The organism is Metabacillus herbersteinensis (assembly GCF_042433335.1).
GTDB classification, from domain to species: domain Bacteria; phylum Bacillota; class Bacilli; order Bacillales; family Bacillaceae; genus Metabacillus; species Metabacillus herbersteinensis.
Genome location: NZ_JBHLVO010000016.1, coordinates 1 through 24,753 on the forward strand (window position 1 = coordinate 1; position 24,753 = coordinate 24,753).

21 protein-coding genes and 1 rRNA gene are annotated in these 24,753 nt (G+C 36.4%); 12 read left to right on the forward strand and 10 right to left on the reverse strand.

Annotated features, from left to right (window positions below; genetic code table 11):
* The 9 genes from ACFFIX_RS16690 to dnaA form a co-directional block, all read right to left on the reverse strand.
* A 16S ribosomal RNA gene (locus ACFFIX_RS16690) occupies positions 1-316 on the reverse strand; the annotation flags it as partial.
* Between the two features lie 283 nt (positions 317-599).
* A complete protein-coding gene (locus ACFFIX_RS16695; protein WP_378935976.1) occupies positions 600-1,703 on the reverse strand; it encodes an HD-GYP domain-containing protein in 1,104 nt (367 codons plus the stop codon).
* A 215-nt stretch (positions 1,704-1,918) separates the two neighbouring features.
* On the reverse strand, positions 1,919-4,459 hold the full coding sequence (gene gyrA / locus ACFFIX_RS16700) for a DNA gyrase subunit A (RefSeq protein WP_378935978.1): 2,541 nt from the start codon (positions 4,457-4,459) through the stop codon (positions 1,919-1,921).
* 323 nt (positions 4,460-4,782) lie between these two features.
* A complete protein-coding gene (gene gyrB / locus ACFFIX_RS16705) occupies positions 4,783-6,711 on the reverse strand; it encodes a DNA topoisomerase (ATP-hydrolyzing) subunit B (protein ID WP_378935980.1) in 1,929 nt (642 codons plus the stop codon).
* Between the two features lie 65 nt (positions 6,712-6,776).
* Entirely contained in the window at positions 6,777-7,025 is a 249-nt protein-coding gene (remB, locus tag ACFFIX_RS16710) for an extracellular matrix regulator RemB (RefSeq protein WP_378935982.1), read from the reverse strand.
* A gap of 10 nt (positions 7,026-7,035) precedes the next feature.
* On the reverse strand, positions 7,036-8,154 hold the full coding sequence (gene recF, locus ACFFIX_RS16715) for a DNA replication/repair protein RecF (RefSeq protein ID WP_378935984.1): 1,119 nt from the start codon (positions 8,152-8,154) through the stop codon (positions 7,036-7,038).
* A 15-nt stretch (positions 8,155-8,169) separates the two neighbouring features.
* On the reverse strand, positions 8,170-8,385 hold the full coding sequence (gene rlbA / locus ACFFIX_RS16720) for a ribosome maturation protein RlbA (RefSeq protein ID WP_378936152.1): 216 nt from the start codon (positions 8,383-8,385) through the stop codon (positions 8,170-8,172).
* Between the two features lie 274 nt (positions 8,386-8,659).
* A complete protein-coding gene (gene dnaN, locus ACFFIX_RS16725; RefSeq protein WP_378935986.1) occupies positions 8,660-9,796 on the reverse strand; it encodes a DNA polymerase III subunit beta in 1,137 nt (378 codons plus the stop codon).
* A gap of 215 nt (positions 9,797-10,011) precedes the next feature.
* Positions 10,012-11,361 carry a chromosomal replication initiator protein DnaA gene (gene dnaA, locus ACFFIX_RS16730; protein WP_378935988.1) on the reverse strand — a complete coding sequence of 450 codons (1,350 nt, stop codon included), beginning with the start codon at positions 11,359-11,361 and terminating at the stop codon, positions 10,012-10,014.
* An 839-nt stretch (positions 11,362-12,200) separates the two neighbouring features.
* Between dnaA and rpmH the strand changes: the two genes are divergently transcribed.
* The 11 genes from rpmH (at position 12,201) to ACFFIX_RS16785 (ending at position 22,802) form a co-directional block, all read left to right on the forward strand.
* A complete protein-coding gene (gene rpmH / locus ACFFIX_RS16735; protein WP_378935990.1) occupies positions 12,201-12,335 on the forward strand; it encodes a 50S ribosomal protein L34 in 135 nt (44 codons plus the stop codon).
* 304 nt (positions 12,336-12,639) lie between these two features.
* Positions 12,640-12,987, forward strand: a complete 348-nt coding sequence (rnpA, locus tag ACFFIX_RS16740; RefSeq protein WP_378935992.1) for a ribonuclease P protein component — start codon at positions 12,640-12,642, stop codon at positions 12,985-12,987.
* Between the two features lie 140 nt (positions 12,988-13,127).
* Complete coding sequence (gene spoIIIJ / locus ACFFIX_RS16745; protein ID WP_378935994.1) at positions 13,128-13,907, forward strand: YidC family membrane integrase SpoIIIJ; 780 nt, start codon at positions 13,128-13,130, stop codon at positions 13,905-13,907.
* Positions 13,904-14,521, forward strand: a complete 618-nt coding sequence (gene jag / locus ACFFIX_RS16750; protein ID WP_378935996.1) for an RNA-binding cell elongation regulator Jag/EloR — start codon at positions 13,904-13,906, stop codon at positions 14,519-14,521. The genes spoIIIJ and jag overlap by 4 nt, the downstream gene beginning before the upstream one ends.
* Before the next feature lie 373 nt (positions 14,522-14,894).
* Complete coding sequence (gene mnmE, locus ACFFIX_RS16755; protein WP_378935998.1) at positions 14,895-16,280, forward strand: tRNA uridine-5-carboxymethylaminomethyl(34) synthesis GTPase MnmE; 1,386 nt, start codon at positions 14,895-14,897, stop codon at positions 16,278-16,280.
* Positions 16,281-16,298: 18 nt separating this feature from the next.
* Positions 16,299-18,188, forward strand: coding sequence for a tRNA uridine-5-carboxymethylaminomethyl(34) synthesis enzyme MnmG (mnmG, locus tag ACFFIX_RS16760; RefSeq protein ID WP_378936000.1), 1,890 nt, complete (start codon positions 16,299-16,301; stop codon positions 18,186-18,188).
* 65 nt (positions 18,189-18,253) lie between these two features.
* The gene (gene rsmG, locus ACFFIX_RS16765) at positions 18,254-18,970 is read left to right on the forward strand and encodes a 16S rRNA (guanine(527)-N(7))-methyltransferase RsmG (protein ID WP_378936002.1); all 717 of its coding nucleotides are present in this window, start codon (positions 18,254-18,256) and stop codon (positions 18,968-18,970) included.
* Positions 18,971-19,074: 104 nt separating this feature from the next.
* On the forward strand, positions 19,075-19,953 hold the full coding sequence (gene noc, locus ACFFIX_RS16770; protein WP_378936004.1) for a nucleoid occlusion protein: 879 nt from the start codon (positions 19,075-19,077) through the stop codon (positions 19,951-19,953).
* A 471-nt stretch (positions 19,954-20,424) separates the two neighbouring features.
* Positions 20,425-21,186 (forward strand): ParA family protein, encoded by a 762-nt coding sequence (locus tag ACFFIX_RS16775; RefSeq protein WP_378936006.1) that lies wholly within the window; start codon positions 20,425-20,427, stop codon positions 21,184-21,186.
* The gene (locus tag ACFFIX_RS16780; protein WP_378936008.1) at positions 21,179-22,015 is read left to right on the forward strand and encodes a ParB/RepB/Spo0J family partition protein; all 837 of its coding nucleotides are present in this window, start codon (positions 21,179-21,181) and stop codon (positions 22,013-22,015) included. The genes ACFFIX_RS16775 and ACFFIX_RS16780 overlap by 8 nt, the downstream gene beginning before the upstream one ends.
* Positions 22,016-22,100: 85 nt before the next feature.
* Positions 22,101-22,802, forward strand: coding sequence for a DUF554 domain-containing protein (locus tag ACFFIX_RS16785; RefSeq protein WP_378936010.1), 702 nt, complete (start codon positions 22,101-22,103; stop codon positions 22,800-22,802).
* A gap of 215 nt (positions 22,803-23,017) precedes the next feature.
* Here ACFFIX_RS16785 and yyaC read toward each other — a convergent pair whose 3' ends face one another.
* Complete coding sequence (gene yyaC / locus ACFFIX_RS16790) at positions 23,018-23,638, reverse strand: spore protease YyaC (RefSeq protein ID WP_378936012.1); 621 nt, start codon at positions 23,636-23,638, stop codon at positions 23,018-23,020.
* Between the two features lie 96 nt (positions 23,639-23,734).
* Here yyaC and ACFFIX_RS16795 point away from each other — a divergent pair, with 96 nt between their 5' ends.
* Positions 23,735-24,751 carry a YkvI family membrane protein gene (locus ACFFIX_RS16795; protein WP_378936014.1) on the forward strand — a complete coding sequence of 339 codons (1,017 nt, stop codon included), beginning with the start codon at positions 23,735-23,737 and terminating at the stop codon, positions 24,749-24,751.
* The last annotated feature ends 2 nt before the right edge of the window (positions 24,752-24,753 follow it).

Consider the following 24,753-nt stretch of genomic DNA (forward strand, 5'->3'; position numbering starts at 1 on the left):
CCGATCACCCTCTCAGGTCGGCTACGCATCGTCGCCTTGGTGAGCCATTACCTCACCAACTAGCTAATGCGCCGCGGGTCCATCTGTAAGTGATAGCCGAAACCATCTTTCAATTTTGAACCATGCGGTTCAAAATGTTATTCGGTATTAGCTCCGGTTTCCCGGAGTTATCCCAATCTTACAGGCAGGTTACCCACGTGTTACTCACCCGTCCGCCGCTAACATTTGAGAGCAAGCTCTCAAATGTCCGCTCGACTTGCATGTATTAGGCACGCCGCCAGCGTTCGTCCTGAGCCAGGATCAAACTCTCCAATAAGATTGTTTGACTAGCTCTTCTTTTGCACACAAATGTGCGAAAAAAACTTTGTTGCTTTGTTGATTAAATCAACGTTGGCACGCTTGGTTTTGTTTAGTTTTCAAAGAACTTTTTAATATTTCATCGCCCAAAAGCGACCTCTTAAATATAACATTAATCTTAACGTAATGTCAAGAACATATTTTATTTATTTTTTCGGTTGTCAACAACTGTTTTGCTGACTTTTAGAATTATATCAGCTTAATTAATAAAAAGCAATAAAAAAAGAGCAATTCTTTTTGCTCTAGATAAGTTCTTCTATATAAATTGTATTTTTGTCTTTTAAAGCTATAATTTCCGCTGTTTGATCTAACTTCACCATTGGTCTTGTTGGGTATTGTTCATCAATAAAAACGATCTCAGCTGTTTCACCATTTGACAACCTCACTTTTGTTCCGGAAGAAAAGTTAGCTATTCCCTTCTTTAATTCAACCAATACTGTTAAATCAAACTTTCCAAATTCGTCTTTCATTATTTGCTCTAAAACTTTAAATGGTGATTGTTTATTTCGATATGGTCTAATTGACACCATCGCTTGATACGTGTCGGCGAGAGCGACTATTTTTCCATATGGATGAAGTTGTTCACCCCTTACTCCTAGTGGATAACCACTGCCGTCAATCCGTTCATGATGCTGTAGAACACCCATTTTTACGCCCTCTTTTATGGACATGATATTCTTTAACATATTGTAGCTATGTACTGGGTGTTGCTTTACTTCTTTATAATCATTTTCTGTTAATGCTATTTTTTTAGTAAGAATTAAGGGATTCACCTTGGCCATTCCACAGTCACTAAGTAAACCCGCAATTGCAATTTGATTAATATCTCCTTGATTGTAGTTTAACTTTCTAGCTAAATATGAACTTAATAAGGAGACTGTAATCGGATGGTGAAAATGGTATTCCTCAACCTTACAATAATGATAAATTTTAAAAATCTCACCCGTTTGATCAATCGATTCTTCAATGAGTGGTAAAATTACCTTTCTAACTTTTCCGATGTCAATTGTAGCACCAGACTGCCACCCTATGTATAACTGTTTAAATCCTTTAACAGCTTCCATATATAATTGATAAAAGGAAGTATGATTTGACAGTATACCAGTTTCTTCTTTTCCTGGTTTTTTCTGCGTCTTCGCATCATCAAGTATGTACTGTGGCTGAAATAGCTTACCATCTTGGAGCAAAGGTTCCACATCGACAATCTTTACTAAGAATGCACGCAGAGCCTCTATTGTTTGTTCATTAACAACCGTTTTCTTTAAGGCTAATGGTCTATTTGTAACAGATAAAATATCTGTAGATAAGATACATCCTTTTCTTAGCTGACTAATATCAATTTTCACTGGTATCCCTCCCGCTTTAATTATATACGAGAAAATATGTGAGTGTTTCTTTTTTTAAGAGAATCGACCTATTCTTGTAAAAATGGCACAAAAAAAAGAGTAACTCAGCCTCGTGTGACCACTCTAACCTAAGTTATATAGTATCTTATCTCAATAAAGAAACTATATCTTATGTTAGAGTGGTCAACACACGGTAATGAGTCACCCTCTATAGTTTATTCCTCAGAATCGTCTGAAGGATTGATAACTTCTGACGATTCATTATCATCTCTAGGCGAGATAACTTCTGAAGATTCGTTATCATCTTCATAATCCTCGGGAACATCTTCTGCTTTTTCAACTAGTGCAACGGTTGAAACAAAAACATTTTCATCTAATCTAATTAATTTTACACCTTGAGTGTTACGGCCCATTGTTGAGATTGTGTCGACAGCCATACGAATTAGCACACCACTAGCCGTAATTAGCATTAAATCTTCTTCACCTGTAGCTGCTTTGACTGAAACAACAGGACCATTTTTATCAGTTATGTTACACGTTTTTAACCCTTTACCACCGCGGCTTTGAATACGGTACTCGCTTGATGGTGTTCGTTTACCATAACCATTTCTTGTCACAATCAATACGTCTACACTTTCTTCGATGATCTCCATACCTACAACTTCATCATCTTCATCAAGTGTGATTCCTTTAACACCTGAAGCTGTACGTCCCATCGAACGAACATCCGTTTCTTGGAATCTAATCAACATTCCTTTTTTCGTACCAATAACCATATGCTTCGAACCGTCGGTTAATCGAACAGAAATAAGTTCATCATCTTCGCGTAAACCAACAGCGATTAAACCATTATTACGAATATTAGCGAATTGTGATAAAGGAGATCGCTTAGATATACCTTTCTTTGTTGTAAAGAAAAGATACCAGTCATCCACAAATTCTGAAACTGGAATGATCGCATTCACCCATTCTCCCTTTTCTACACCTAAGAGATTTATAATAGGGAGACCCTTAGCGGTTCTGCTGTAAACAGGAATCTCATAACCCTTCGCTCTATATACTTTCCCCTTATTGGTGAAGAATAGGATTGTATCATGAGTGGATGTCGTTAGAAGCTGCTCTACGAAATCATCTTCATTTGTACCCATTCCTTGTATACCTCGACCACCACGTTTTTGACTGCGATAAGTCGAAGCAGGCAAGCGTTTAATATAGCCATTATGAGTTAACGTAATGACGATATTTTCCCTTGGAATTAAATCTTCATCTTCAATATTCTCAATTCCGCCTGTAATGATTTCTGTTCGGCGTTTATCGTTAAAGCGTTCTTTAATTTCTAATAGCTCTTCACGAATGATTTCAAGTACTTTTTCTTCATCCGCTAAAATTGCTTTCAATTCTGCAATCAATTCCACAAGCGCTTGATATTCTTCTTCAATTTTTTCTCTTTCGAGTCCGGTTAAACGCTGTAAACGCATATCTAGGATCGCTTGAGCTTGTTTTTCACTTAATGAGAAGTTCTCCATTAATCCATTTCTAGCAATTTCTGCAGTTTGTGAACTACGAATTAATGAAATTACTGCATCTAAATTATCTAATGCAATACGTAATCCTTCAAGAATATGTGCACGTGCTTCTGCTTTTCTCAATTCAAAAGCAGTTCTACGTTTAATTACTACTTTCTGATGCTCCAAGTAGTGGTATAAACATTGCTTCAAATTTAAAACTTTTGGTTGTCCATTTACAAGTGCAAGCAAGTTAATTCCAAAACTTGTTTGAAGAGTTGTTTGTTTATAAAGATTGTTTAAAAGGACATTAGCATTAGCATCTTTTCGTACTTCAATAACAATACGCATCCCATTACGATCCGATTCATCACGAAGATCCGTTATTCCTTCAATCTTTTTATCACGAGCAAGGTCAGCAATTTTCTCAATTAATTTTGCCTTATTTACTTGGAAAGGTAGTTCATTCACTATGATTACTTGTTTACCAGAAGCTTTTTCCTCAATTTCTACCTTTGCACGAATAGTAATAGAACCTCTACCCGATTCATAGGCTTTTCGAATGCCGCTTCGACCAATAATTTGTCCAGATGTAGGAAAATCCGGCCCTGGAATAATCTCCATTAATTCTGGAATAGAAATTTCAGGGTCTTTACTTAATGCAAGAACACCGTCAATAATTTCTCCTAATTGATGTGGTGGAATATTCGTCGCCATACCAACAGCAATACCTGTAGATCCATTTACTAGTAGGTTTGGAAAGCGCGCTGGTAAAACAACTGGTTCTTTCTCAGAGCCATCATAGTTTTCTTGATAATCAACTGTATCCTTATTAAGATCACGGACTAATTCCATGGCTATTTTGGACATACGTGCTTCTGTATAACGCATTGCAGCTGCAGCATCGCCATCTACAGACCCAAAGTTACCATGCCCATCAACTAACATATATCGAAAGTTAAAGTCCTGAGCCATACGCACCATTGTTTCGTAGACTGCCGAGTCACCATGTGGATGATACTTCCCAATAACTTCCCCAACGATACGTGCAGATTTTTTATAAGCCTTGTCTGAAGTCATTCCTAAATCGTTCATTGCATAAAGAATCCGACGATGAACTGGTTTTAGTCCATCGCGTGCGTCCGGTAATGCACGTGAAACAATAACACTCATCGCATAATCTAAAAAAGAGGAGCGCATTTCTTTACTAATATTTATTTCTACTACATGAGAGTTTTGATTTTCCGACATCTTATATGTAACCTCCCTTAGTGCTATCCACTTAATAAATTGGGAGAGCAGTTTGATTCTATGAAATATTGATCAGTTTTTCTTAATTCGTGAAAAATTTAACAGAATAGCCTACTCTCCATTATATCAATAATAGAAGGACATTACACGTGTATTCTAAATAAATAAGCGGAAATAAAAGAATTCCTCTATCATAGGCAGAATCTTTTAGTTTTTTTCGATTAAGTTTAATGAAGATATGCTTTTGGTAATTTGAATCTTCTTTTACTTTGATTTTTAAAAAAGAGAACACCTCTCACTAACGGAGTGTTCTCTACTATTGGTTAGATATCTAAATTTTTAACATAGCGTGCATTTTCTTCGATAAAGTTACGACGTGGTTCAACTTTGTCCCCCATTAGAATGTCAAATGTTTCATCCGCTTCAATTGCATCCTGTAATGTCACCTGGAGCAATGTACGAGTTTCTGGGTCCATTGTTGTTTCCCATAATTGGGTTGGATTCATCTCTCCCAAACCTTTATAGCGTTGAATACCTGGCTTAGGAATCTGAGGAAGCTGTGCAAGGACCTCCTCAAGTTGACGATCGTTGTATGCATATTCAATTCGTTTACCTTGCTGAATTTTGTATAAAGGTGGCTGCGCTATATAAACATACCCTTTTTCCAAAACTTGACGCATATAACGATAAAGGAACGTTAGTAACAATGTGCGAATATGGGCGCCATCGACATCCGCATCTGTCATAATAACAATTTTATGATAACGTGCTTTTGTAATATCAAGATCTTCTCCAATACCTGTTCCAAGTGCCGTAATAATTGCACGAATTTCATTATTTGAGAGGATTTTGTCTAATCTTGCTTTTTCAACATTAATGATTTTTCCACGTAAAGGTAGAATGGCTTGGAAATGACGGTCTCGGCCTTGTTTTGCTGAACCACCTGCAGAGTCACCCTCAACGACATACAATTCGCCAATCGAAGGATCTTTTGATGAGCAATCTGCTAATTTACCTGGTAGATTTGAGATTTCCAATGCGCTTTTCCTTCTTGTTAACTCACGTGCTTTTTTAGCAGCAAGGCGGGCTCTAGCAGCCATAAGTCCTTTTTCAACGATCTTTCTTGCAGTTGAAGGATTCTCAAGTAAAAACTTATCAAATGCCTCAGAGAATACTTGATCAGTTACAGTTCGAACTTCTGAATTTCCTAGCTTTGTTTTTGTTTGCCCTTCAAATTGTGGATCGGGATGTTTAACGGAGATAATTGCCGTAATTCCCTCGCGTACATCTTCACCAGATAAATTAGCATCATCACCCTTAAAGATATTATGCTTTCTTGCGTAGTCATTGATTACACGAGTCAGGGCTGTTTTAAAACCAACTTCATGTGTTCCACCCTCGTGTGTGTGAATATTATTAGCGTAAGAGTAAATATTACTTGTGTAGCTATCGTTATATTGAATGGCAACTTCTGTTGTAATGCCATCCTTTTCACCCTCAATATAGACAGGCTCATCATGGATAACCTCGCGTGTACGATTTAAATGCTCGACATACGATTTAATTCCGCCTTCAAAAAAATATTCATTTTGGCGTTTTTCATCACGTTTATCCTCAATCGTTATTTTAAGTCCACGATTTAAGAACGCTAGCTCCCGCAAACGGTTAGCGAGAATATCGTATTCATAGATTGTCGTTTCAGTGAAAATTTCTGAGTCAGGCTTAAAGTGGATTGTTGTCCCAGTTTGATCTGATTCACCAATAACTGCTAAATCTCCACTCGGTACTCCGCGTTCAAACTTTTGAAAGTGCTTTTTCCCTTCACGGTAAACCGTGATATTTAGAACTGCTGATAAAGCATTAACAACAGATGCTCCAACTCCGTGTAATCCACCGGAAACTTTATATCCACCGCCGCCAAACTTACCTCCTGCGTGAAGCACAGTCATAATAACTTCAACAGCCGGTCTTCCCATTTTTTCATGAATACCTACAGGAACACCTCGACCATTATCAATAACGGTTATACTATTATCTTCTTCAATCAGAACATTGATTTCATCGCAAAAGCCAGCCATTGCTTCATCAATACTATTGTCAACAATTTCCCACACAAGATGGTGAAGTCCTTTTGAACTGGTAGATCCAATGTACATCCCTGGACGTTTACGAACTGCCTCTAAGCCTTCTAATACTTGAATTTGATTTTCATCATATGATTGTTGTTCCACTTGTTTTTGTTCCATCGTCATTAGAATCACCTACACTTTTCCTAAAACCTAATATCGATCATGATTTATCGTTTATACCGGTAAATTTAGATATCTATGTTAAAAGCAATTTGTGCTCTTTTTTTTAAAGTACTAGAAGCTAACGGGGAAAAATAAATGTTGTCTTTAGTGATGATGACTGACTTCGCTTGACCTTGTGTAAGCTGAATAATCTTTTTTTGTTGTTTCGCCAAAAACTCACCCACAATTGCTGATTCTTGAGAAGATTGTCGATCTAAAATCATAACAACCTCTTTTGAAGGAACAACAAAATTTTCTCCTAAATGAATATACAAGTGAATCACCTCATTTATCGACTGCAAGCTTTCCGGCTTCAATATGAAAAGTTGCTGCTTCGTTTAACGTTTGATGGTCGATCCCTTCTACACTTGTTGTTGTTACAAAGGTTTGTACCTTGCCTTGAATTGTATTTAACAAGTGAGATTGTCTGTAATCATCCAACTCAGACAATACGTCATCAAGAAGAAGAATTGGATATTCCCCGATTTCTGCATGAATTAATTCAATTTCTGCCAACTTTAAAGAAAGAGCGGTCGTGCGTTGTTGTCCTTGAGAGCCATACGTTTGTACATCTCTCTGATTTACAAAGAATTCAAGATCATCTCGATGTGGTCCTGCAAGAGTTACTCCACGATCAATTTCTTTCTCTCTTATTTTATCAAATTTCAGGTGAAGTACTTCTATCATTTTCGACATATCCTGATCTTCTGATACCTCAACAGATGGTTTGTATTGAATTGTTAAAGATTCGAGCCCTCTACTAATTCCCGAGTGAATTGGTTCGGCCCATTTTTGAAGCTGATTGATGAACTGTAATCTCTTTTTTATTATTTTAGCTGCTACTTCACAAAGCTGAATTGTCAGTACATCAAGCATTGCTTGATCGGTTTGTTTACGAATCTGTAAAAGCTTTAAATAATGATTTCGTTGCTGTAAGACTTTTTGGTAGCGACTTAAATCATGAAGATAGATAGGGGAAACCTGACCGATTTCCATATCAATAAACCTTCTTCGAACTTGTGGACTGCCCTTAACTAAGTTCAAGTCTTCAGGCGCAAACATAATCACGTTCATTGCGCCAACATATTGACTTAACTTTTGCTGTTCTAAAAAATTCAACTTAGCTTTTTTTCCTTTTTTTGAAATAACCAATTGTAATGATGAAGATGTATTATATTTTTCAACTCTACCTTCTATTTTAGCATATTCCTGATCCCAACGAATAAGTTCTTTGTCATTTGAAGTTCGGTGAGACTTCGCCATGGCTAAAACATAAATAGCCTCCATGACATTTGTTTTTCCTTGTGCATTCTCTCCTAAAATTACGTTCACTTTATTTTCAAAGTGGATATCAAGCTCATCATAGTTTCGATAGTTTTTTAGGGTTAGCTCTTTAATAAACAATTAGGTACACCAACTTTAGTTTTTCACGACAAAGGATCCGAAATCAGGTATCTCCACCAAATCACCATCTCTTAATTTTTTCCCCCGGCGATTTTCAGGTTCATTGTTAACGAAAATGGCATATTCTTGTAAAAACCATTTTGCCATACCACCTGACTGGATGACCTCTGCAAGCTTTAAGAATTGCCCTAGTGTTATGAACTCACTTTCAATTAAAATAGGCTTTGCGATTTTGAATCCCTTCTTTCAATAGTCTCTAACTAGTAATTGTACTAAATAATAGCTCCTAAGCACAACCTTTAGGTGTCTTTTTACCTATGTCCGTCTCAAGAGGACACTTTCCGAACTTCCTTCGCGATTACTAGTCCAAAAGTACGAAAAAGACGTCGGAATCTCTTTCCGAACGTCCTTTTAGCTTTTCTTCTGCACTAGGTTTATATATTTTTAGTATTCTCTCACATAGTGGAGAATATACTTTATTGAGTTGAAATAAATACTTAATTCTCTAGTAAGTTCTTACAGGTAGAATCAGTTGCAGTATCGTATCATCACTTGTATTGCGAATGATGAAGGGGCGCATTGCTCCTGTAAAATTTACTTGAATTTCAGTTCCTTCAAGCGCTTTTAATGCATCCATTACATACTTAGCACTAAACGATATTTTTAATTCTTCTCCTCTGACTTCTTCAGTTTGAATTTCTTCACTGACTTTCCCGATTTCAGGTGAATTTGATGAGATTTCTATCATCCCATCTGTGAGAGTTGAGAATTTTACTACGTTATTTCTTGCTTCTTTAGCAAGCAATGACGCGCGATCTATAGCTTGTAAGAATTCCTTCGTATTCACAATTATATCTGTTTTACTTTCTGTTGGGATCAAACGCGATGTATCAGGATAGTTTCCATCAAGAAGTCTAGAGAAGAACAGTAAATTTTTTGCTTTGAACAGAACCTGGTTCTCTGTAATAACGATATCAACCAAGTCATTTGTGTCATCTAGTATTTTGCTGAGCTCATTTAGGCTTTTCCCAGGAATCACGACGCTGTATGTTTCTTGATTTTCAGTGTCTATCTTTGCTTTTCGCAATGCAAGACGATGGCTATCTGTTGCGATGCATATTAGTTCACCGTTTTCAAGTCGCCAGTTAACCCCTGTCAGAATTGGTCTTGTTTCAGAGGTTGAGACTGCAAAAACGGTTTGACGGACCATAGTTTTTAATAAATCTGTAGGGACTTTAAACATATTTTCCTCTGATATTTGAGGTAAGTGAGGATATTCTTCTGCATCCAATCCATTTAGATTAAATTCAGCTTTACCTGAACGAATGATAACTAAATGATTAGTAGCTAGTTCAATCTCAACTATATCCCTAGGAAGTTTCTTTACAATTTCACTAAAAAAACGAGCTTGTAACACAACACTTCCTGATTGTTGTATTTCAACTATCTCCGTTCCGTCTTCCTCTGTTGGCAAAAACGATTCAATTGAGATATCAGAATCACTACCTGTTAAAGTGAGACCATCTTCGGTAGCAACCATTTTTATTCCTGTCAAAATGGGGATCGTAGTTCGAGAAGAGACAGCTTTCATGACTTCTTGAACACTATGAACTAACCTGTCTCGTTGAATGATAAATTTCATGAGAAATCCTCCTCTTAATATTTTAGTTATCATCATTTTTTCTCAGCTGCATATATATATTATTTATATAAAAACTTAGTAGAAGTACTAGTAGGGCCTGTGGATATGTGTATAACCGATAAAAAGACAGGAAACACAGTCTATCTACATGTGGATAGACTGTGTATGAATGTGTACTAGTTATTCACATTATTAACTACTAGAAAATAAAAAGTTTACCCTTGTAATAAACTTTTGATCTCTTTTAACTGTTTTTGAAGCTGCTCATCAATTAGGAGAAGCTTTTTAATCTTTTCATGAGCATGAATGACCGTTGTATGATCGCGTCCCCCAAATTCTTCACCAATCTTTGGAAGGGAGTAATCTGTTAACTCACGTGATAGGTACATTGCAATTTGCCTAGGAAACGCAACAGATTTCGTTCGTTTTTTTGCTTTAAAGTCCTCTAGTTTCACATGATAGTGTTGCCCAACCGTTTTTTGAATTTCTCCGATTGAGATAATCTTTGGTTTTGAGCTAGGGATGATATTTTTTAATGCTTCGGCAGCTAAGTCTGCATTTATATCTTTATTAATCAGTGAAGAGTAGGCAACTACACGAATAAGTGCTCCTTCTAGTTCTCTGATATTAGAATCTATTTGATTTGCTATATAGAGCATGACTTCATTTGGAATGTCTAATCCTTCAGCTTTTGCCTTCTTACGTAGAATGGCAATTCTTGTCTCAAGGTCTGGTGGCGTAATGTCAGTAATTAAGCCCCATTCAAAGCGGGAGCGTAGACGATCTTCCAGAGTAGGAATTTCTTTAGGTGGACGATCACTTGATATGACTATTTGCTTACTTTCTTCATGTAATGTATTAAAAGTATGGAAGAATTCTTCTTGGGTCTGTTCTTTTCCCGCTAGGAACTGAATATCATCGATTAATAAAACATCAACACTTCGGTATCTATTGCGAAAATCTACTGCTTTATTATCACGTATGGAATTGATGAATTCGTTAGTGAATTTTTCAGATGAGAGATATACAACCTTTGCTGATGGATTATGATCGATTACATAATGACCAATAGCATGCATTAGATGGGTTTTCCCTAATCCAACGCCACCATAGATAAATAAAGGATTATATGCTTTTGCTGGTGCTTCTGCGACAGCAAGAGAAGCTGCATGTGCAAATCGGTTGCCAGAACCGATGACAAATGTATCAAACGTATATTTAGGATTCAACATATTTTGTGGTAAATCTGTTTGATCTTCATCATGCCTATTTACCTGTTTAATAGGAGACTTTGGCATAAAGTGATCATCCTGTTGATTCTGAGGAATAATAAATTTAATCATTAATTCCTCTCCAGTTAACTGATAGATCGTATCAGCGATGAGATGCAAATATCTCGATTCAAGCCAATCTCTAGCAAATTCGTTTGGTGCTGTAATCGTCAATGTATCACCTTGTAAAGCATGAGCCTTGGTTGATTTCAGCCACGTTTCAAAACTAGGTTTGCTTATCTTTTTTTCTATTTCAGTTAAAGCTTTACTCCATAGTTCTGAAATATTCTCCATTAAGTGTTTTGTCCCTCCTTTTCTCAAAGTTCCTTCTTTTGTATAAGATTTGTACAAGCGCAAAATATAAATGTATAAACATACAAAAAGACCAAATGTGTATAAATATATAATATAGTAGAAAAACATCTTTTCGACATTTTTTTCCGAATGTGGACAACACTTTAAAGATGCTGTTTATAAACTTTCCACACCTTATCCACAGTCTGTGGATAACGACAATTCGTAATTCTATTATTAAGAGTGAAAACACAAATATGATACCAAAATAAACGAGGTGTTGCAATGGTTTTTCAAAACTTATCCACATAACAATGTATTTGTTGAAAATAATTGTCCACAGATAGCTAACTTGTGAAAAACTTGTCGATAACTGTTGTGGATAATAAAAAATGTGTCGAAAATCTATCCACAGTAAAAAGTGCAAGCTCCGTGTTCAACCTCAGGCATAGCCAGACCTCGAGGCAGATACAACCGCGACGTCTGTCGCAACGCCTTTCTGACCTGTATCCTGCAGGCCTCCCTATGAGATAGGAAACATGAAGAACGATGTCGATTCAATGTAATTAGGTATAAAAGGAGCAGAAAGTACATTAGTCGTTGGGCTGGCAGTCGAGATCGTGACGTCAATCGAAAGAAGCACTAGCACGTCCCGTTCATAGGAGCTTGACAAAAAAGCGTAGTACAAAAAAATTTCTTTTTATTTCTTTAAGCTAAATAGAGACTTACAAAACGTATGAAATAGTTTCTTTCCAAGGTAAGGTTGACAATTTACATAGTAGGTCACTATAATTAATAAGACTGTCTGTAACAGCAATTCCTCAGGGAGGTGTCATATAATGAAACGTACTTATCAACCAAATAAACGTAAGCGTAGTAAAGTTCATGGTTTTCGTAGTCGAATGAGCTCAGCAAACGGACGTAAAGTTCTTGCTCGTCGTCGTCGTCGGGGAAGAAAAGTTTTATCAGCATAGGCCACTGAAAAATGTCAGTGGTCTTTTTTTAAGGGTAATTCAGGAAAAACGTCTAAGGTAGCTGACTTTTTGATTTCTAGTACTCAGCCATTAAGGGATAAGCCACTCCTTAACGGAAGGAACCACCTTCTGTTAAGGAGCGTCTTATTGTTAAAGGCATTACTTGTAGTGCAAATGTTGGCTTTTAAAATATATAGATAGTATGACAAACGCAGATGAACTGTTTAAATAGACATTATTAAAGATATAATGATGGTGAGATTTCTGCATGATTAAAAAGCAGATCACAACCGGAGTGAACAAAATGAAAAAGAAATATAGAATAAAGAAGAATAATGACTTTCAAAAAGTGTTTAAACATGGTAAATCGATGGCAAACCGTCAATTTATTATTTATACTCTCGAACAATCTGAAGAATCAGAGTTTCGAATTGGACTTTCCGTTAGTAAGAAAGTAGGGAATGCCGTTACGAGAAATCGAGTTAAGCGCTTAATTCGACAAGTTTTTTTAGAGGAAAAAGATCGAATTATAAAAGGAAAAGACTTTGTAGTAATCGCAAGAAAACCAGCTGCAGAGATGAATTATCATGAAGTGAAAAGCAGCTTAAAACATATCTTTAAAAAGGCAAAACTCTATCGTTATAAAATATAATGAAGAAATATGTTGAAATTCAACTAATGAAATCTTACATAGAATTTAGAAAAATACGATAAAAGATGATAAAATGTTTTGTATGAAACAATAAATCTTCAAATAACGAGGTATTTATATTTGTTAGGAGGAAAAATCGGTTGAAAAGGCGAATTTTACTAGTTATCGGTTTAGTCAGTATTCTTACCCTACTATCGGGGTGTACAGAAGTTAACGTACCGATAACAGCGGAATCTGAAGGCTATTGGAATAAATATTTTGTATACCCATTATCTTGGCTGATTATATATTTTGCAGAACTTTTTGGGAATAACTACGGATTATCGATTGTTGTTGTTACGCTTGTGATACGGTTAGCAATCTTACCTCTTATGATTAAACAAATGAAAAATTCAAAAGCAATGCAGGCACTACAACCAGAAATGAAGAAACTTAAAGAGAAATACAGTTCAAAAGATCAACAAACACAACAAAAATTACAGCAAGAAACAATGGGGCTTTTCCAAAAACATGGTGTTAATCCTCTAGCAGGCTGTTTTCCTTTATTAGTTCAAATGCCAATTTTAATCGGTTTTTACCATGCGATTATGAGAACGGAAGAAATTGCTGAACATAATTTTTTATGGTTTGATTTAGGTGAAAAAGATCCGTTTTTTATATTACCAATCATCGCGGGTATCACAACGTTTATTCAACAAAAGATGATGATGGCTGGTACTGAAAATCAAAATCCACAAATGGCAATGATGTTGTGGATTATGCCAGTAATGATTGTTGTTTTTGCAATTACCTTCCCAGCTGCACTGTCATTATACTGGGTTGTTGGTAACCTTTTCATGATTGTTCAAACATTTTTAATTAAAGGTCCTGATTTGAAAGCAGCCTCTGCTGAAAAATTATCAGAAGGAAAGAAAAAGTGAGAGAGCTAACTGCTGCCGGACATTCCGTTGAAGAAGCAGTACAAGCAGCTTTAACTGACTTAAATGTCAGAAAAGACGAAGTAGATATAAGTATTATTGATGAAGGAAAGAAAGGTTTCTTCGGGATTTTTGGTAAAAAACCGGCAATTGTTAAGGTAAGTGTGATTGCTAATCCAATCGAAGAGGCCAGGAAGTTTCTAGCAGATGTTATTGAAAAGATGAAAGTTATTGCAACCATTACTGTTGAACAGGAAAGTAAGTCAGCCACCTTTAATATAGAGGGGGAAAAAATTGCTCTTTTGATTGGAAAAAGAGGACAAACGTTAAATTCCCTTCAATATTTAACACAGCTGGTTGCAAATCGATATGCTACACACTATCTTCAGATTAATGTCGATGCAGAAAACTACCGTGAACGAAGAAAAACAACCCTTTCCCAATTGGCTCAGAGATTAGCACATCAAGCTATTCGTACATCTGGGGAGGTCTCATTAGAGCCAATGCCTTCATACGAACGAAAAATTATACATGCAGAGCTTACAAAAATAAGAGGCATAAAAACCTACTCTGTTGGAGAAGAACCAAACCGTCACATAGTGATCACTCCTAAATAAGTATCTCAAACCTGTTGTTCCATTAGGAGCAACGGTTTTTTTTGTTGTGAAAAAACGAATATTTTGCAGCTATTTGCAGAACTGTTGCCTAGCATTTTTATATGTGAAGAAGGAAAACGTTCTTTTACGAGAACATATTAAGTGAATTATTTTACTCAATGTTTCATATCAACTCTACAAATATTGTTATTAACATGTGGATAAGTTAAAATAATAAGTAGGATAAAAAGTACGGATAAAACTGTGGATAAAAAGTAACTATTTTTCTTTCTATCAAGAAAAAATTATGCTATGTTTAAATTTTGGTTAAGCTCTAAAAGACAAACGTAAGTGCTCTATATAGATAAGGAAGCTGATAAGAGAGGTGAGAACAGTGGAATTTGATACGATCGCTGCAATATCAACTCCGATGGGTGAGGGAGCAATTGCTATCGTGCGGTTGAGTGGAGACGATGCGATTGCAATCGCCGACAAGGTATATCGATCGCCATCTTCTAAACGATTAAGGGATGTACAGTCACATACCATACATTATGGAAATATAGTTGAACCAGAAACAGATCAGAAAGTTGAAGAAGTTATGGTGTCGTTGATGAAGGGACCAAGAACGTTCACTCGTGAAGATGTTGTGGAAATCAATTGTCATGGTGGACTAGTTACTGTAAATCGCGTCCTTCAACTTGTATTGCAAAATGGTGCACGATTAGCAGATCCGGGTGAGTTTACGAAACGTGCATTTCTAAATGGAAGAATTGATCTCTCCCAAGCTGAAGCAGTTATGGATCTAATTCGAGCCAAAACAGATCGTGCGATGAATGTTGCACTTGGTCAAATGGAAGGTCGTTTATCAAAACTGATAAAGAAATTACGTCAGGAAATTCTAGAAACCCTAGCACATGTAGAAGTAAATATTGACTATCCAGAATATGACGATGTTGAAGAAATGACCCATCGTATGTTAGTTGAGAAAGCAACTGTTGTGAAAAAGGAAATAGATAATCTCCTTGTTACATCCGGGCAAGGTAAGATTTTAAGAGAGGGACTATCAACTGTTATAATAGGTAGACCTAATGTTGGAAAATCCTCTTTATTGAATAGTTTGGTTCATGAAAATAAGGCAATCGTTACGGAGATACCAGGTACAACTCGTGATGTAATCGAAGAATATGTGAATGTACGTGGAGTCCCGCTTCGATTAGTGGACACAGCCGGTATTCGAGAAACAGAAGATATTGTTGAAAGAATCGGTGTTGAGCGATCACGAAAAGTACTAAAAGAAGCCGATCTTATATTACTCGTCTTAAATCATCATGAAGAGCTAACAATAGAAGATATTAAGTTATTTGAAGTAATTAAAGATATGGATGTCATTGTTATTATAAATAAAACAGATTTAAGTCGAAAAATAGATATAGAAAAAGTAAAAGAATATGCTAAAGGAAGACCAATAGTTACGACCTCTTTACTAGAGGAAAAAGGAATCGATGAATTAGAAGATTCAATTGGAGCTCTTTTTTTCAAGGGAAATATACAAAGTCATGACTTGACATATGTTTCAAACTCAAGGCATATTGCTCTTTTAACAAGTGCGAGCAAAGCAATTGATGAAGTGTTGCAGGGTATTGAAGCGGGCATACCAATAGATATCGTTCAAATTGATTTAACAAGATGCTGGGAATTACTAGGTGAAATAATTGGGGATTCTGTTCATGAAAGTTTAATTGATCAATTGTTCTCCCAGTTTTGTCTTGGAAAGTAAAGAGAAGGAGGTTATAAAATGGGCTATCATGCAGGAAATTTTGATGTCATCATTATAGGTGCTGGTCATGCAGGCTGTGAAGCAGCGCTTGCTTCGGCAAGAATTGGTGCAAAAACACTTGTATTAACTATTAACTTAGATATGGTTGCATTTATGCCTTGTAACCCCTCAGTAGGAGGTCCTGCAAAAGGCATCGTGGTAAGAGAAATTGATGCTTTAGGCGGAGAAATGGCAAGAAATATTGATAAAACACATATTCAGATGAGAATGTTGAATACAGGGAAAGGTCCAGCTGTACGAGCCCTAAGAGCACAAGCTGACAAATTCTCATATCAACATGAAATGAAGAAAACACTTGAAAATGAACCGAATATTACTCTATTACAAGGAATGGTTGAGAACTTAATTGTAGAAGAAAACGTATGTAAGGGTGTTGTTACACAAACAGGTGCAGAATACCACTCTAAAACCGTTGTCATCACAACTGGTACTTTCTTAAAAGGAAAAATTATTCTTGGTGAATTAAATTATTCAAGTGGTCCAAACAATCAACAACCTTCCATTAAGTTATCTGAACACCTTAGTGAATTAGGTTTTGACTTAGTGCGGTTTAAAACAGGAACTCCACCACGAGTAAATAGTCACTCTATTGATTACAGTAAAACGGAGATTCAACCAGGCGATGAAAAGCCTCGAGCATTTTCGTATGAAACGACTAAATACATTACAGATCAATTACCTTGTTGGTTAACCTATACGAGTGAAAAAACACATCAAATTATTGATAATAACCTTCATCGTTCACCAATGTATTCAGGAATGATTAAAGGTACGGGTCCTCGTTATTGTCCATCCATTGAAGATAAGGTAGTCCGCTTTAACGATAAGCCAAGGCACCAAATCTTCTTAGAACCAGAAGGAAGAAATACTCAGGAAGTCTATGTTCAAGGACTGTCAACAAGTCTACCTGAAGAAGTACAACATGAAATTTTGAGAAGTATTCCTGGTCTAGAAAATGCGCAAATGATGAGGGCGGGCTATGCGATTGAGTATGACGCAATTGTTCCCACGCAGCTTTGGCCAACTTTAGAAACGAAAAAAGTCTCAGGATTATATTCTGCAGGACAGATAAATGGTACGTCTGGCTATGAGGAAGCAGCTGGTCAAGGTATTATGGCAGGAATTAATGCAGCCAGGAAGGCACTTGGAAAAGAAGAACTCATTTTAAGTCGATCTGACGCTTATATCGGTGTACTCATAGATGATTTAGTCACAAAAGGTACAAATGAACCATATCGTCTATTAACGTCTCGCGCTGAATACCGTTTACTACTTCGCCATGATAATGCTGATCTGCGATTAACAGAAGTAGGTAAGAAGATCGGTCTTATACCTGAAGAGAGGTATAATAGATTTTTACTTAAAAAAGAAGCAATAGAAAATGAGAAAATTCGATTAACAATGACCATTATTAAACCTACAGAGAAAACACAAGAGCTGATTCGTTCTGCAGGTGGTAGTGAGCTTAAAGATGGAATCAAAGCATCTGATTTATTAAAAAGACCCGAAATGAACTATGATCACATTCAGCAACTAGTTCCAGCCGAAGAACTGATGGACCCAGATGTAGCCGAGCAAGTAGAAATTCAGGTGAAATATGAAGGTTATATCGAAAAATCACTACAACAAGTTGAAAAAGTGAAAAAAATGGAAAATAAAAAAATACCGGAAAATATTGATTATGATGCTATTTCGAGCTTAGCTAACGAAGCGCGTCAAAAACTAAAAGAGGTCAGACCATTATCTGTCGCTCAAGCAGCTCGTATTTCAGGTGTGAATCCTGCAGATGTATCAATATTACTTGTCTATATAGAACAGGGAAAAATAGCACGTGTATCGAATCAGTAAATTTTTCCCCTATCTAAATGTAAACAAGAAGATAGGAATGAAGTCATAAAAGAAAGGTACTGAAAATGGATACAGAATTATTTCAATCTAGTTTAGAGGAGAAGGGGATTATCCTTTCTCCAACTCAAATGGATCAATTCGATACTTATTTCCGTTTACTAGTTGAGTGGAATGGAAAAATGAATTTGACATCTATTACTGAGAAAAAAGAAGTGTATTTAAAACATTTTTATGACTCTATATCGGCAGTTTTTTATTTTGATTTCACGAAACCTTTATCACTGTGCGATGTTGGTGCTGGTGCTGGTTTTCCAAGCTTACCAATTAAAATATGTTTTCCGCATTTAGAAATTTCAATCGTAGATTCCTTGCAAAAAAGAATAACCTTTCTTTCACATTTATCAGGACAACTTGGTCTACAAAATGTTTCTCTATTTCATGACCGAGCTGAAACCTTTGCTATTAATAAAGAACATAGAGAGTCTTATGACGTAGTAACAGCAAGAGCGGTGGCAAGACTATCTGTTCTTTGTGAATTATGCATACCACTCGTGAAGCAAAAGGGTCATTTCATTGCAATGAAAGCTGCCTCTGCATCAGAGGAGATAACAGGTGCTGAAAAAGCAGTCAATACATTAGGCGGAGCGCTAAAAGAAGTTCATTCATTTGAATTACCGATTGAAAAAAGCGAAAGATCAATTATAATCATTGATAAAGTGAAGGCAACTCCTAATAAATATCCACGTAAACCAGGGACGCCGAACAAGATGCCTATTGAATAAATGTTCCACGTGAAACATTTATCGTTACTTTCTACTTAGAAGCAGGAAAAAGGGATCGTGAAGGAGAATATAAAATTGGTAGTTTCTAAAGGTGGTGTAGGCTCATGAAGCATCCATTCTCTCGTTTTTTTGGCTTGGGGGAAAAAGAAGAGGCAGAAGAAGTAGTTATAGAGGCAAAACAAGAAGTTGTTGTTGAAGAGTCTGAACAAGAAGAACAAGAGGAAGTTAAGAGAATTCCTATTAAAGATATTGTTCCAAATCGTTTTCAGCCTAGATCAATCTTTTCGGATGAAAAAATTGAAGAGCTAGCGTTAACGATTCATACCCATGGAATTATCCAACCAATCGTTGTTCGAAAAGTTGATGAAAAATATGAACTAATTGCAGGAGAAAGACGTTGGAGAGCTGTAACAAAGTTAGGGTGGGATGTAATTCCCGCTATTGTTAAAGACTTTAATGACAGAGAAACAGCAAGTGTAGCATTAATTGAAAACCTTCAAAGAGAAGAGCTATCTTCCATTGAAGAGGCGGTTGCCTATGCAAAATTATTAGAACTACATGAGTTAACCCAAGAAGCACTTGCACAACGGCTCGGTAAAGGTCAATCAACCGTTGCTAATAAATTGCGTTTATTAAAGCTACCTCAAGACGTTCAAGATGCATTATTGCAGAAGATAATTACAGAACGACACGCACGCGCACTTATTCCTCTAAAAAATCCAGAGCTTCAGACTAAGCTATTGGAAGATATTATAGATAAGCACTTGAATGTAAAACAAACAGAGGACAGAGTTGTTCGCTTACTTGAAAAAACACAGGAAAAACCTAAACCTAAACGAAAAGCATTCAGTCGTGATACGCGGATTGCCATGAATACAATTCGTCAATCCTTAACAATGGTCGTAGATAGCGGCGTTAAAATAAATACTGAAGAAGAAGAATTTGAAGAGTATATTCAATTTACAATTAAAATTCCAAAGTAGACTAATATGCTAATAGAAGATTGTAGTAAAAGTATTTTGTTACTTTTGGTGCAGTCTATTTTTTTTACCTTGAAATATAAAATTGTAAGGCTTTAACTTTGTTGCTCCGTGCCTAGCCTCTAAGGAAGTTTGAGATTCTTAAATTTTTACTTTTGTAATATCAGAACTTATATAATTTTAGAATTAGTATGCGTTTCGCAAGTCAAGCTCCCACGCACAGGACGTGCTAGTGCAGTCAGTGCGACAGGACTCGCGTTTTTGACTGCCTCGAGGTCATAAATTAATTCTAAATTGAAGGCTAAGAACACCTTCTATTTAGAATCGCCTTATGCTATGCCTAAGGCTGACCAAGGCGCCCCGCGCTTTTTTTGACAATATTCGATAAAAAAGAAAAAGTTCAAACGTTTCCACTCTTTTCATGATAAAATAAAAAAATAATAGATTTCATGTTTAATGAAAGCAGGTGACATCGTGGGAAAAATTATTGCCATCGCAAACCAAAAAGGTGGGGTCGGTAAGACGACGACATCTGTCAATTTGGGTGCTTGCTTAGCATATATCGGAAAACGAGTACTTCTCGTCGATGTTGACCCACAAGGAAATGCTACTAGTGGTATCGGTGTAGAAAAAGCAGATGTGGAATATTGCATTTATGATATTTTAGTAGAAGATGTGGACGTAAAGAAAGTTATTAAACCGACAGCAGTCGAAAATTTAGATGTAATTCCTGCAACGATTCAATTAGCGGGCGCAGAGATTGAGCTTGTTCCTACTATTTCTCGTGAGGTTAGATTAAAGCGAGCATTAGAAACAGTAAAACATCAATATGATTACATGATTATAGATTGTCCTCCATCATTAGGTCTATTAACAATTAATGCTTTAACTGCATCAGATGCTGTTCTTATTCCGGTTCAATGTGAGTACTACGCGTTAGAAGGACTTAGTCAATTATTAAATACAGTGAGACTTGTTCAAAAACATTTAAACACTGACTTAATGATAGAAGGCGTACTTTTAACCATGCTTGATGCACGAACGAATCTTGGTATTCAGGTAATTGAAGAAGTGAAAAAATACTTTCAAGACAAAGTGTATAAGACGATTATCCCTCGAAACATTCGACTGAGCGAAGCACCAAGTCATGGACAGCCAATTATTATTTACGATCCAAGGTCAAGAGGAGCAGAAGTGTATCTAGATTTGGCAAAGGAAGTGGTTGTGAATGGCTAAAGGATTAGGAAAAGGGATTAATGCTTTATTTACAAACATTGAGGTCGGCAAAGAAGAAGCCGTTCAGGAAGTTAAGATTGGTGATTTACGCCCAAACCCTTATCAACCAAGAAAAACTTTTAATAAAGAATCTATCTCAGAGTTAAAAGAGTCTATTCTGCAACATGGTGTTCTACAGCCAATTATCGTTAGGAAAAGTATTAGGGGCTTTGAAATTGTTGTCGGAGAACGTCGTTTTCGAGCAGCAAAAGAAGCAAAGTTAGCAGCTATTCCAGCTGTTGTGCGTGAGTTAACAGAGCAACAAATGATGGAACTGGCTTTGTTGGAGAACCTTCAACGTGAAGATTTAACACCAATTGAAGAAGCTCAAGCTTATCAAACGTTATTGCATCAATTAAACTTTACCCAAGAAGAACTTGCTAAAAGATTAGGGAAAAGTAGACCCCATATTGCAAATCATTTGAGACTACTTACCTTGCCACTACCTATACAAACTCTTATCTCTGATGGTAAATTAACAATGGGTCACGGACGAACCTTACTTGGCTTAAAGAAAAAAGATAAATTAAATGTACTAGTGGATAAGATCATTCGTGAGCAATTAAATGTTCGACAAGTAGAACAAATTGTTCAACAACTTAACGAAAATGTTTCACGTGAAACAAAGAGGAAAGTTGAAAAGGATATATTCATTAGAGATCGTGAATCTCATCTACGAGACTATTTTGGAACATCTGTTACGATTAAACAGCAGAAGAAAAAAGGGAAAATAGAGATTGAGTTCTTCTCGAAGGATGACTTAGAACGTATTTTAGAATTATTAAGTTAAATCTTACGTATCTTGCTGAAAATATGGAAATTGAAAACCATCTTGGAAACTAGGTGGTTTTTCTTAATGAAAAGGTGTGAATATCTTGGTTTTATTTGGGAGTTTGGTTAATGCAATAGGTATAGTTATCGGAACTTTAATTGGGCTTTTGTTAAGAAGAATTCCAGATCCTATGAAACAAACGGTGATGGTTGCAATTGGTTTGGCTGTAATTGTTCTTGGTCTTGACATGGCATTGAAGAGTAACGACTTTTTTATTGTTATTGTTAGTTTAGTAGTGGGGGCAGTAATTGGGGAATGGATGAGAATAGAAGATCATCTTCACGGAGTTGGTAACTTCCTTGAAAGGAAATTGGGAAACAAGCAGAATGGAAATATAGCACAGGGCTTTGTTTCCGCAACTCTTATTTTTGTAGTAGGTGCAATGGCTATAATTGGCGCTCTAGATAGCGGGTTGCGACAGGATCATTCAGTTTTATTAACAAAGTCAATGATTGATGGTTTTACTAGTATGGTTTTAGCTAGTACTTTAGGTGTTGGTGTACTTTTTTCCGCAGTACCTGTATTTCTCTACCAAGGTGGAATTGCAATCTTTGCAAATGTAATTCATCAATACTTGTCAGAACCTTTACTTGAAAGATTAATTGCAGAACTAACCGCTACTGGTGGAGTGCTCATCTTTGCTATTGGTATAAATATGTTAGGAATTAAACAAATTCGTGTAGCGAATTTATTACCGAGCTTGCTCATTGTGTGTGTAATTGTACTTTTTCAATATTTTATTTAATACATAACCGACTTAGTCAGAGGACCATCTGTAAGGTGGTTTTTTTTAACATATAAGATAGTATATGAAATTTGATACTAAGTCTGCGTATCGCAATTCCAGCTCCGACGCACAGGACGTGCTAGTGCAGTTACAGCAACAGGACGGTCGCGGTTGTAACTGCCTCGAGGTCATAAGGCTGACCAAGGCGCTTGCGCTTTTTTAATGCTGTTCATTTAATTCAGTGCATCTACTCGGATTAACCATTTTTCTTTTAATGTTCTCCGTTTTTCTAAATAAGTTTGTTCGGCTTCAATTATCGCTTGAGAAATTGAATTTGCCATACCCATGACTAGGTGAAGGCGAGTGTTTTGTAAAACAAAAAACTCCATAAATCCGCTCACATTTACCACCCCGGTAATATGAATATCACCAACATCAGGTAACACTTTATTTACACCAGCGCCAGGCTTGATTGGTCCATGGCCGACCTGAAGGTACCCGACGCTTTTCATCCTTCCTAAGCAAGCGTCAACGGCAATGATAAAAGGATACCGATACCTCTCTTGGATAAGTGTTAACGTCTCTTCTAAATTAACAGCATGTACAGGCTCCTCTAAGGTTCCATATATATGAAAATGCGAAAGTTGACTTTTTAAGTTGGTACCAACCAATGGACCTAAGCAATCCCCAGTCGAGCGATCCGTGCCGATACAAACAATGACAATGGGTCTTACTAATAGTCTAGGAAGATGTTGATTGATCGAGGAAGATAAGTGCTGAACGGCATCGTGGCTCTCATAATGTATTCGATTTTGCTCTTTATCAGCTTGAAAAATCCCGGATTTCAGATTCATAGAATTCACTCCCACGTCATAGTAGTAACAGTATACGGAACTATATTCATTTCTATACATCCGGATTCTAATTGAAAGCAATAAAGAGGTGGGAAAATGGTTAAATCGGGATTTAAGTGGATGTTTTTGATATTAGGAACAATTATTGGAGCAGGGTATGCATCTGGACGAGAAATCTGGCAATTCTTCGGCTTTGAAAGTGGACTAGCTATTTTTATCTTTACGTTAATCTTCAGTATTGCAACATATGTTATTATGAAAATTAGCTATGAAGAGCGTTCTGATAATTTTTTTCCAGTGATCGATCGATTGGTTGGAACGAAGCTGGCATATGTGTATGACATACTAATTGTTTTATATCTTTTTACGACGACAGTGGTAATGATTGCAGGAGGAGGGGCTACTTTAGAAGTATTTACAGTGCCTTATTGGTTGGGAATCACCATTTTTTGTATCTTACTCGTATCTTTGTTTTTTAAAAATACGAAGGGAATCATTCAATTAAATGCTCTAATCATTCCAATGCTGATTTTCGGATTGCTTTATGCACTTATGTCTTTTAATCTTTCACATCATCACGCATGGGTGTTAGATTTAAATAATCAGTATAATTGGCCTGCAGCCCTTACATTTACTTCATTAAATATATTGCCTGTGATAGCAGTTTTGTCAGCCATTGGAAAAGAAATAAAGGGGTTAGGCGAGGCAAAGATTGCAAGTATAGGGAGTGGAATTGTTCTTGGTGTCATTTCATTTATATATAATGAAACTCTTGTGCAAATGGCAGACTATCTCTCAGAGTATGAAATTCCCTTATTTGCTATTTTAAAGGGTGCACCATTTACGGTATTTCTATTTATGTCACTTATGCTTTGGTTAGCCATATATACAACTGCCGTCTCAGGAATATTTGGACTGGTTTCAAGGTTTAACCAAGTTCTAAGTGTCCCATTCTGGCTTATGGCTCTAGTTCTCGTTCTAATGATGATTCCATTTACACAATTTGGTTTTTCTACGCTAGTATCCTTTTTATATCCATTATATGGATTGATCAATCTCTACTTGCTTGTAACAATCTTATTATTTCCAATCACGAATCGCTACAAAAGCTAGTG

Coding starts and splice junctions, on each gene's coding strand:
- gyrA (WP_378935978.1), bottom strand. CDS start 4,459: ATGTCGGAAAATCAAAACTCTCATGTAGTAGAAATAAATATTAGTAAA.
- gyrB (WP_378935980.1), bottom strand. CDS start 6,711: ATGACGATGGAACAAAAACAAGTGGAACAACAATCATATGATGAAAAT.
- dnaN (WP_378935986.1), bottom strand. CDS start 9,796: ATGAAATTTATCATTCAACGAGACAGGTTAGTTCATAGTGTTCAAGAA.
- dnaA (WP_378935988.1), bottom strand. CDS start 11,361: ATGGAGAATATTTCAGAACTATGGAGTAAAGCTTTAACTGAAATAGAA.
- rpmH (WP_378935990.1), top strand. CDS start 12,201: ATGAAACGTACTTATCAACCAAATAAACGTAAGCGTAGTAAAGTTCAT.
- rnpA (WP_378935992.1), top strand. CDS start 12,640: ATGAAAAAGAAATATAGAATAAAGAAGAATAATGACTTTCAAAAAGTG.
- mnmG (WP_378936000.1), top strand. CDS start 16,299: ATGGGCTATCATGCAGGAAATTTTGATGTCATCATTATAGGTGCTGGT.
- rsmG (WP_378936002.1), top strand. CDS start 18,254: ATGGATACAGAATTATTTCAATCTAGTTTAGAGGAGAAGGGGATTATC.
- noc (WP_378936004.1), top strand. CDS start 19,075: ATGAAGCATCCATTCTCTCGTTTTTTTGGCTTGGGGGAAAAAGAAGAG.
- ACFFIX_RS16780 (WP_378936008.1), top strand. CDS start 21,179: ATGGCTAAAGGATTAGGAAAAGGGATTAATGCTTTATTTACAAACATT.
- yyaC (WP_378936012.1), bottom strand. CDS start 23,638: ATGAATCTGAAATCCGGGATTTTTCAAGCTGATAAAGAGCAAAATCGA.
- ACFFIX_RS16795 (WP_378936014.1), top strand. CDS start 23,735: ATGGTTAAATCGGGATTTAAGTGGATGTTTTTGATATTAGGAACAATT.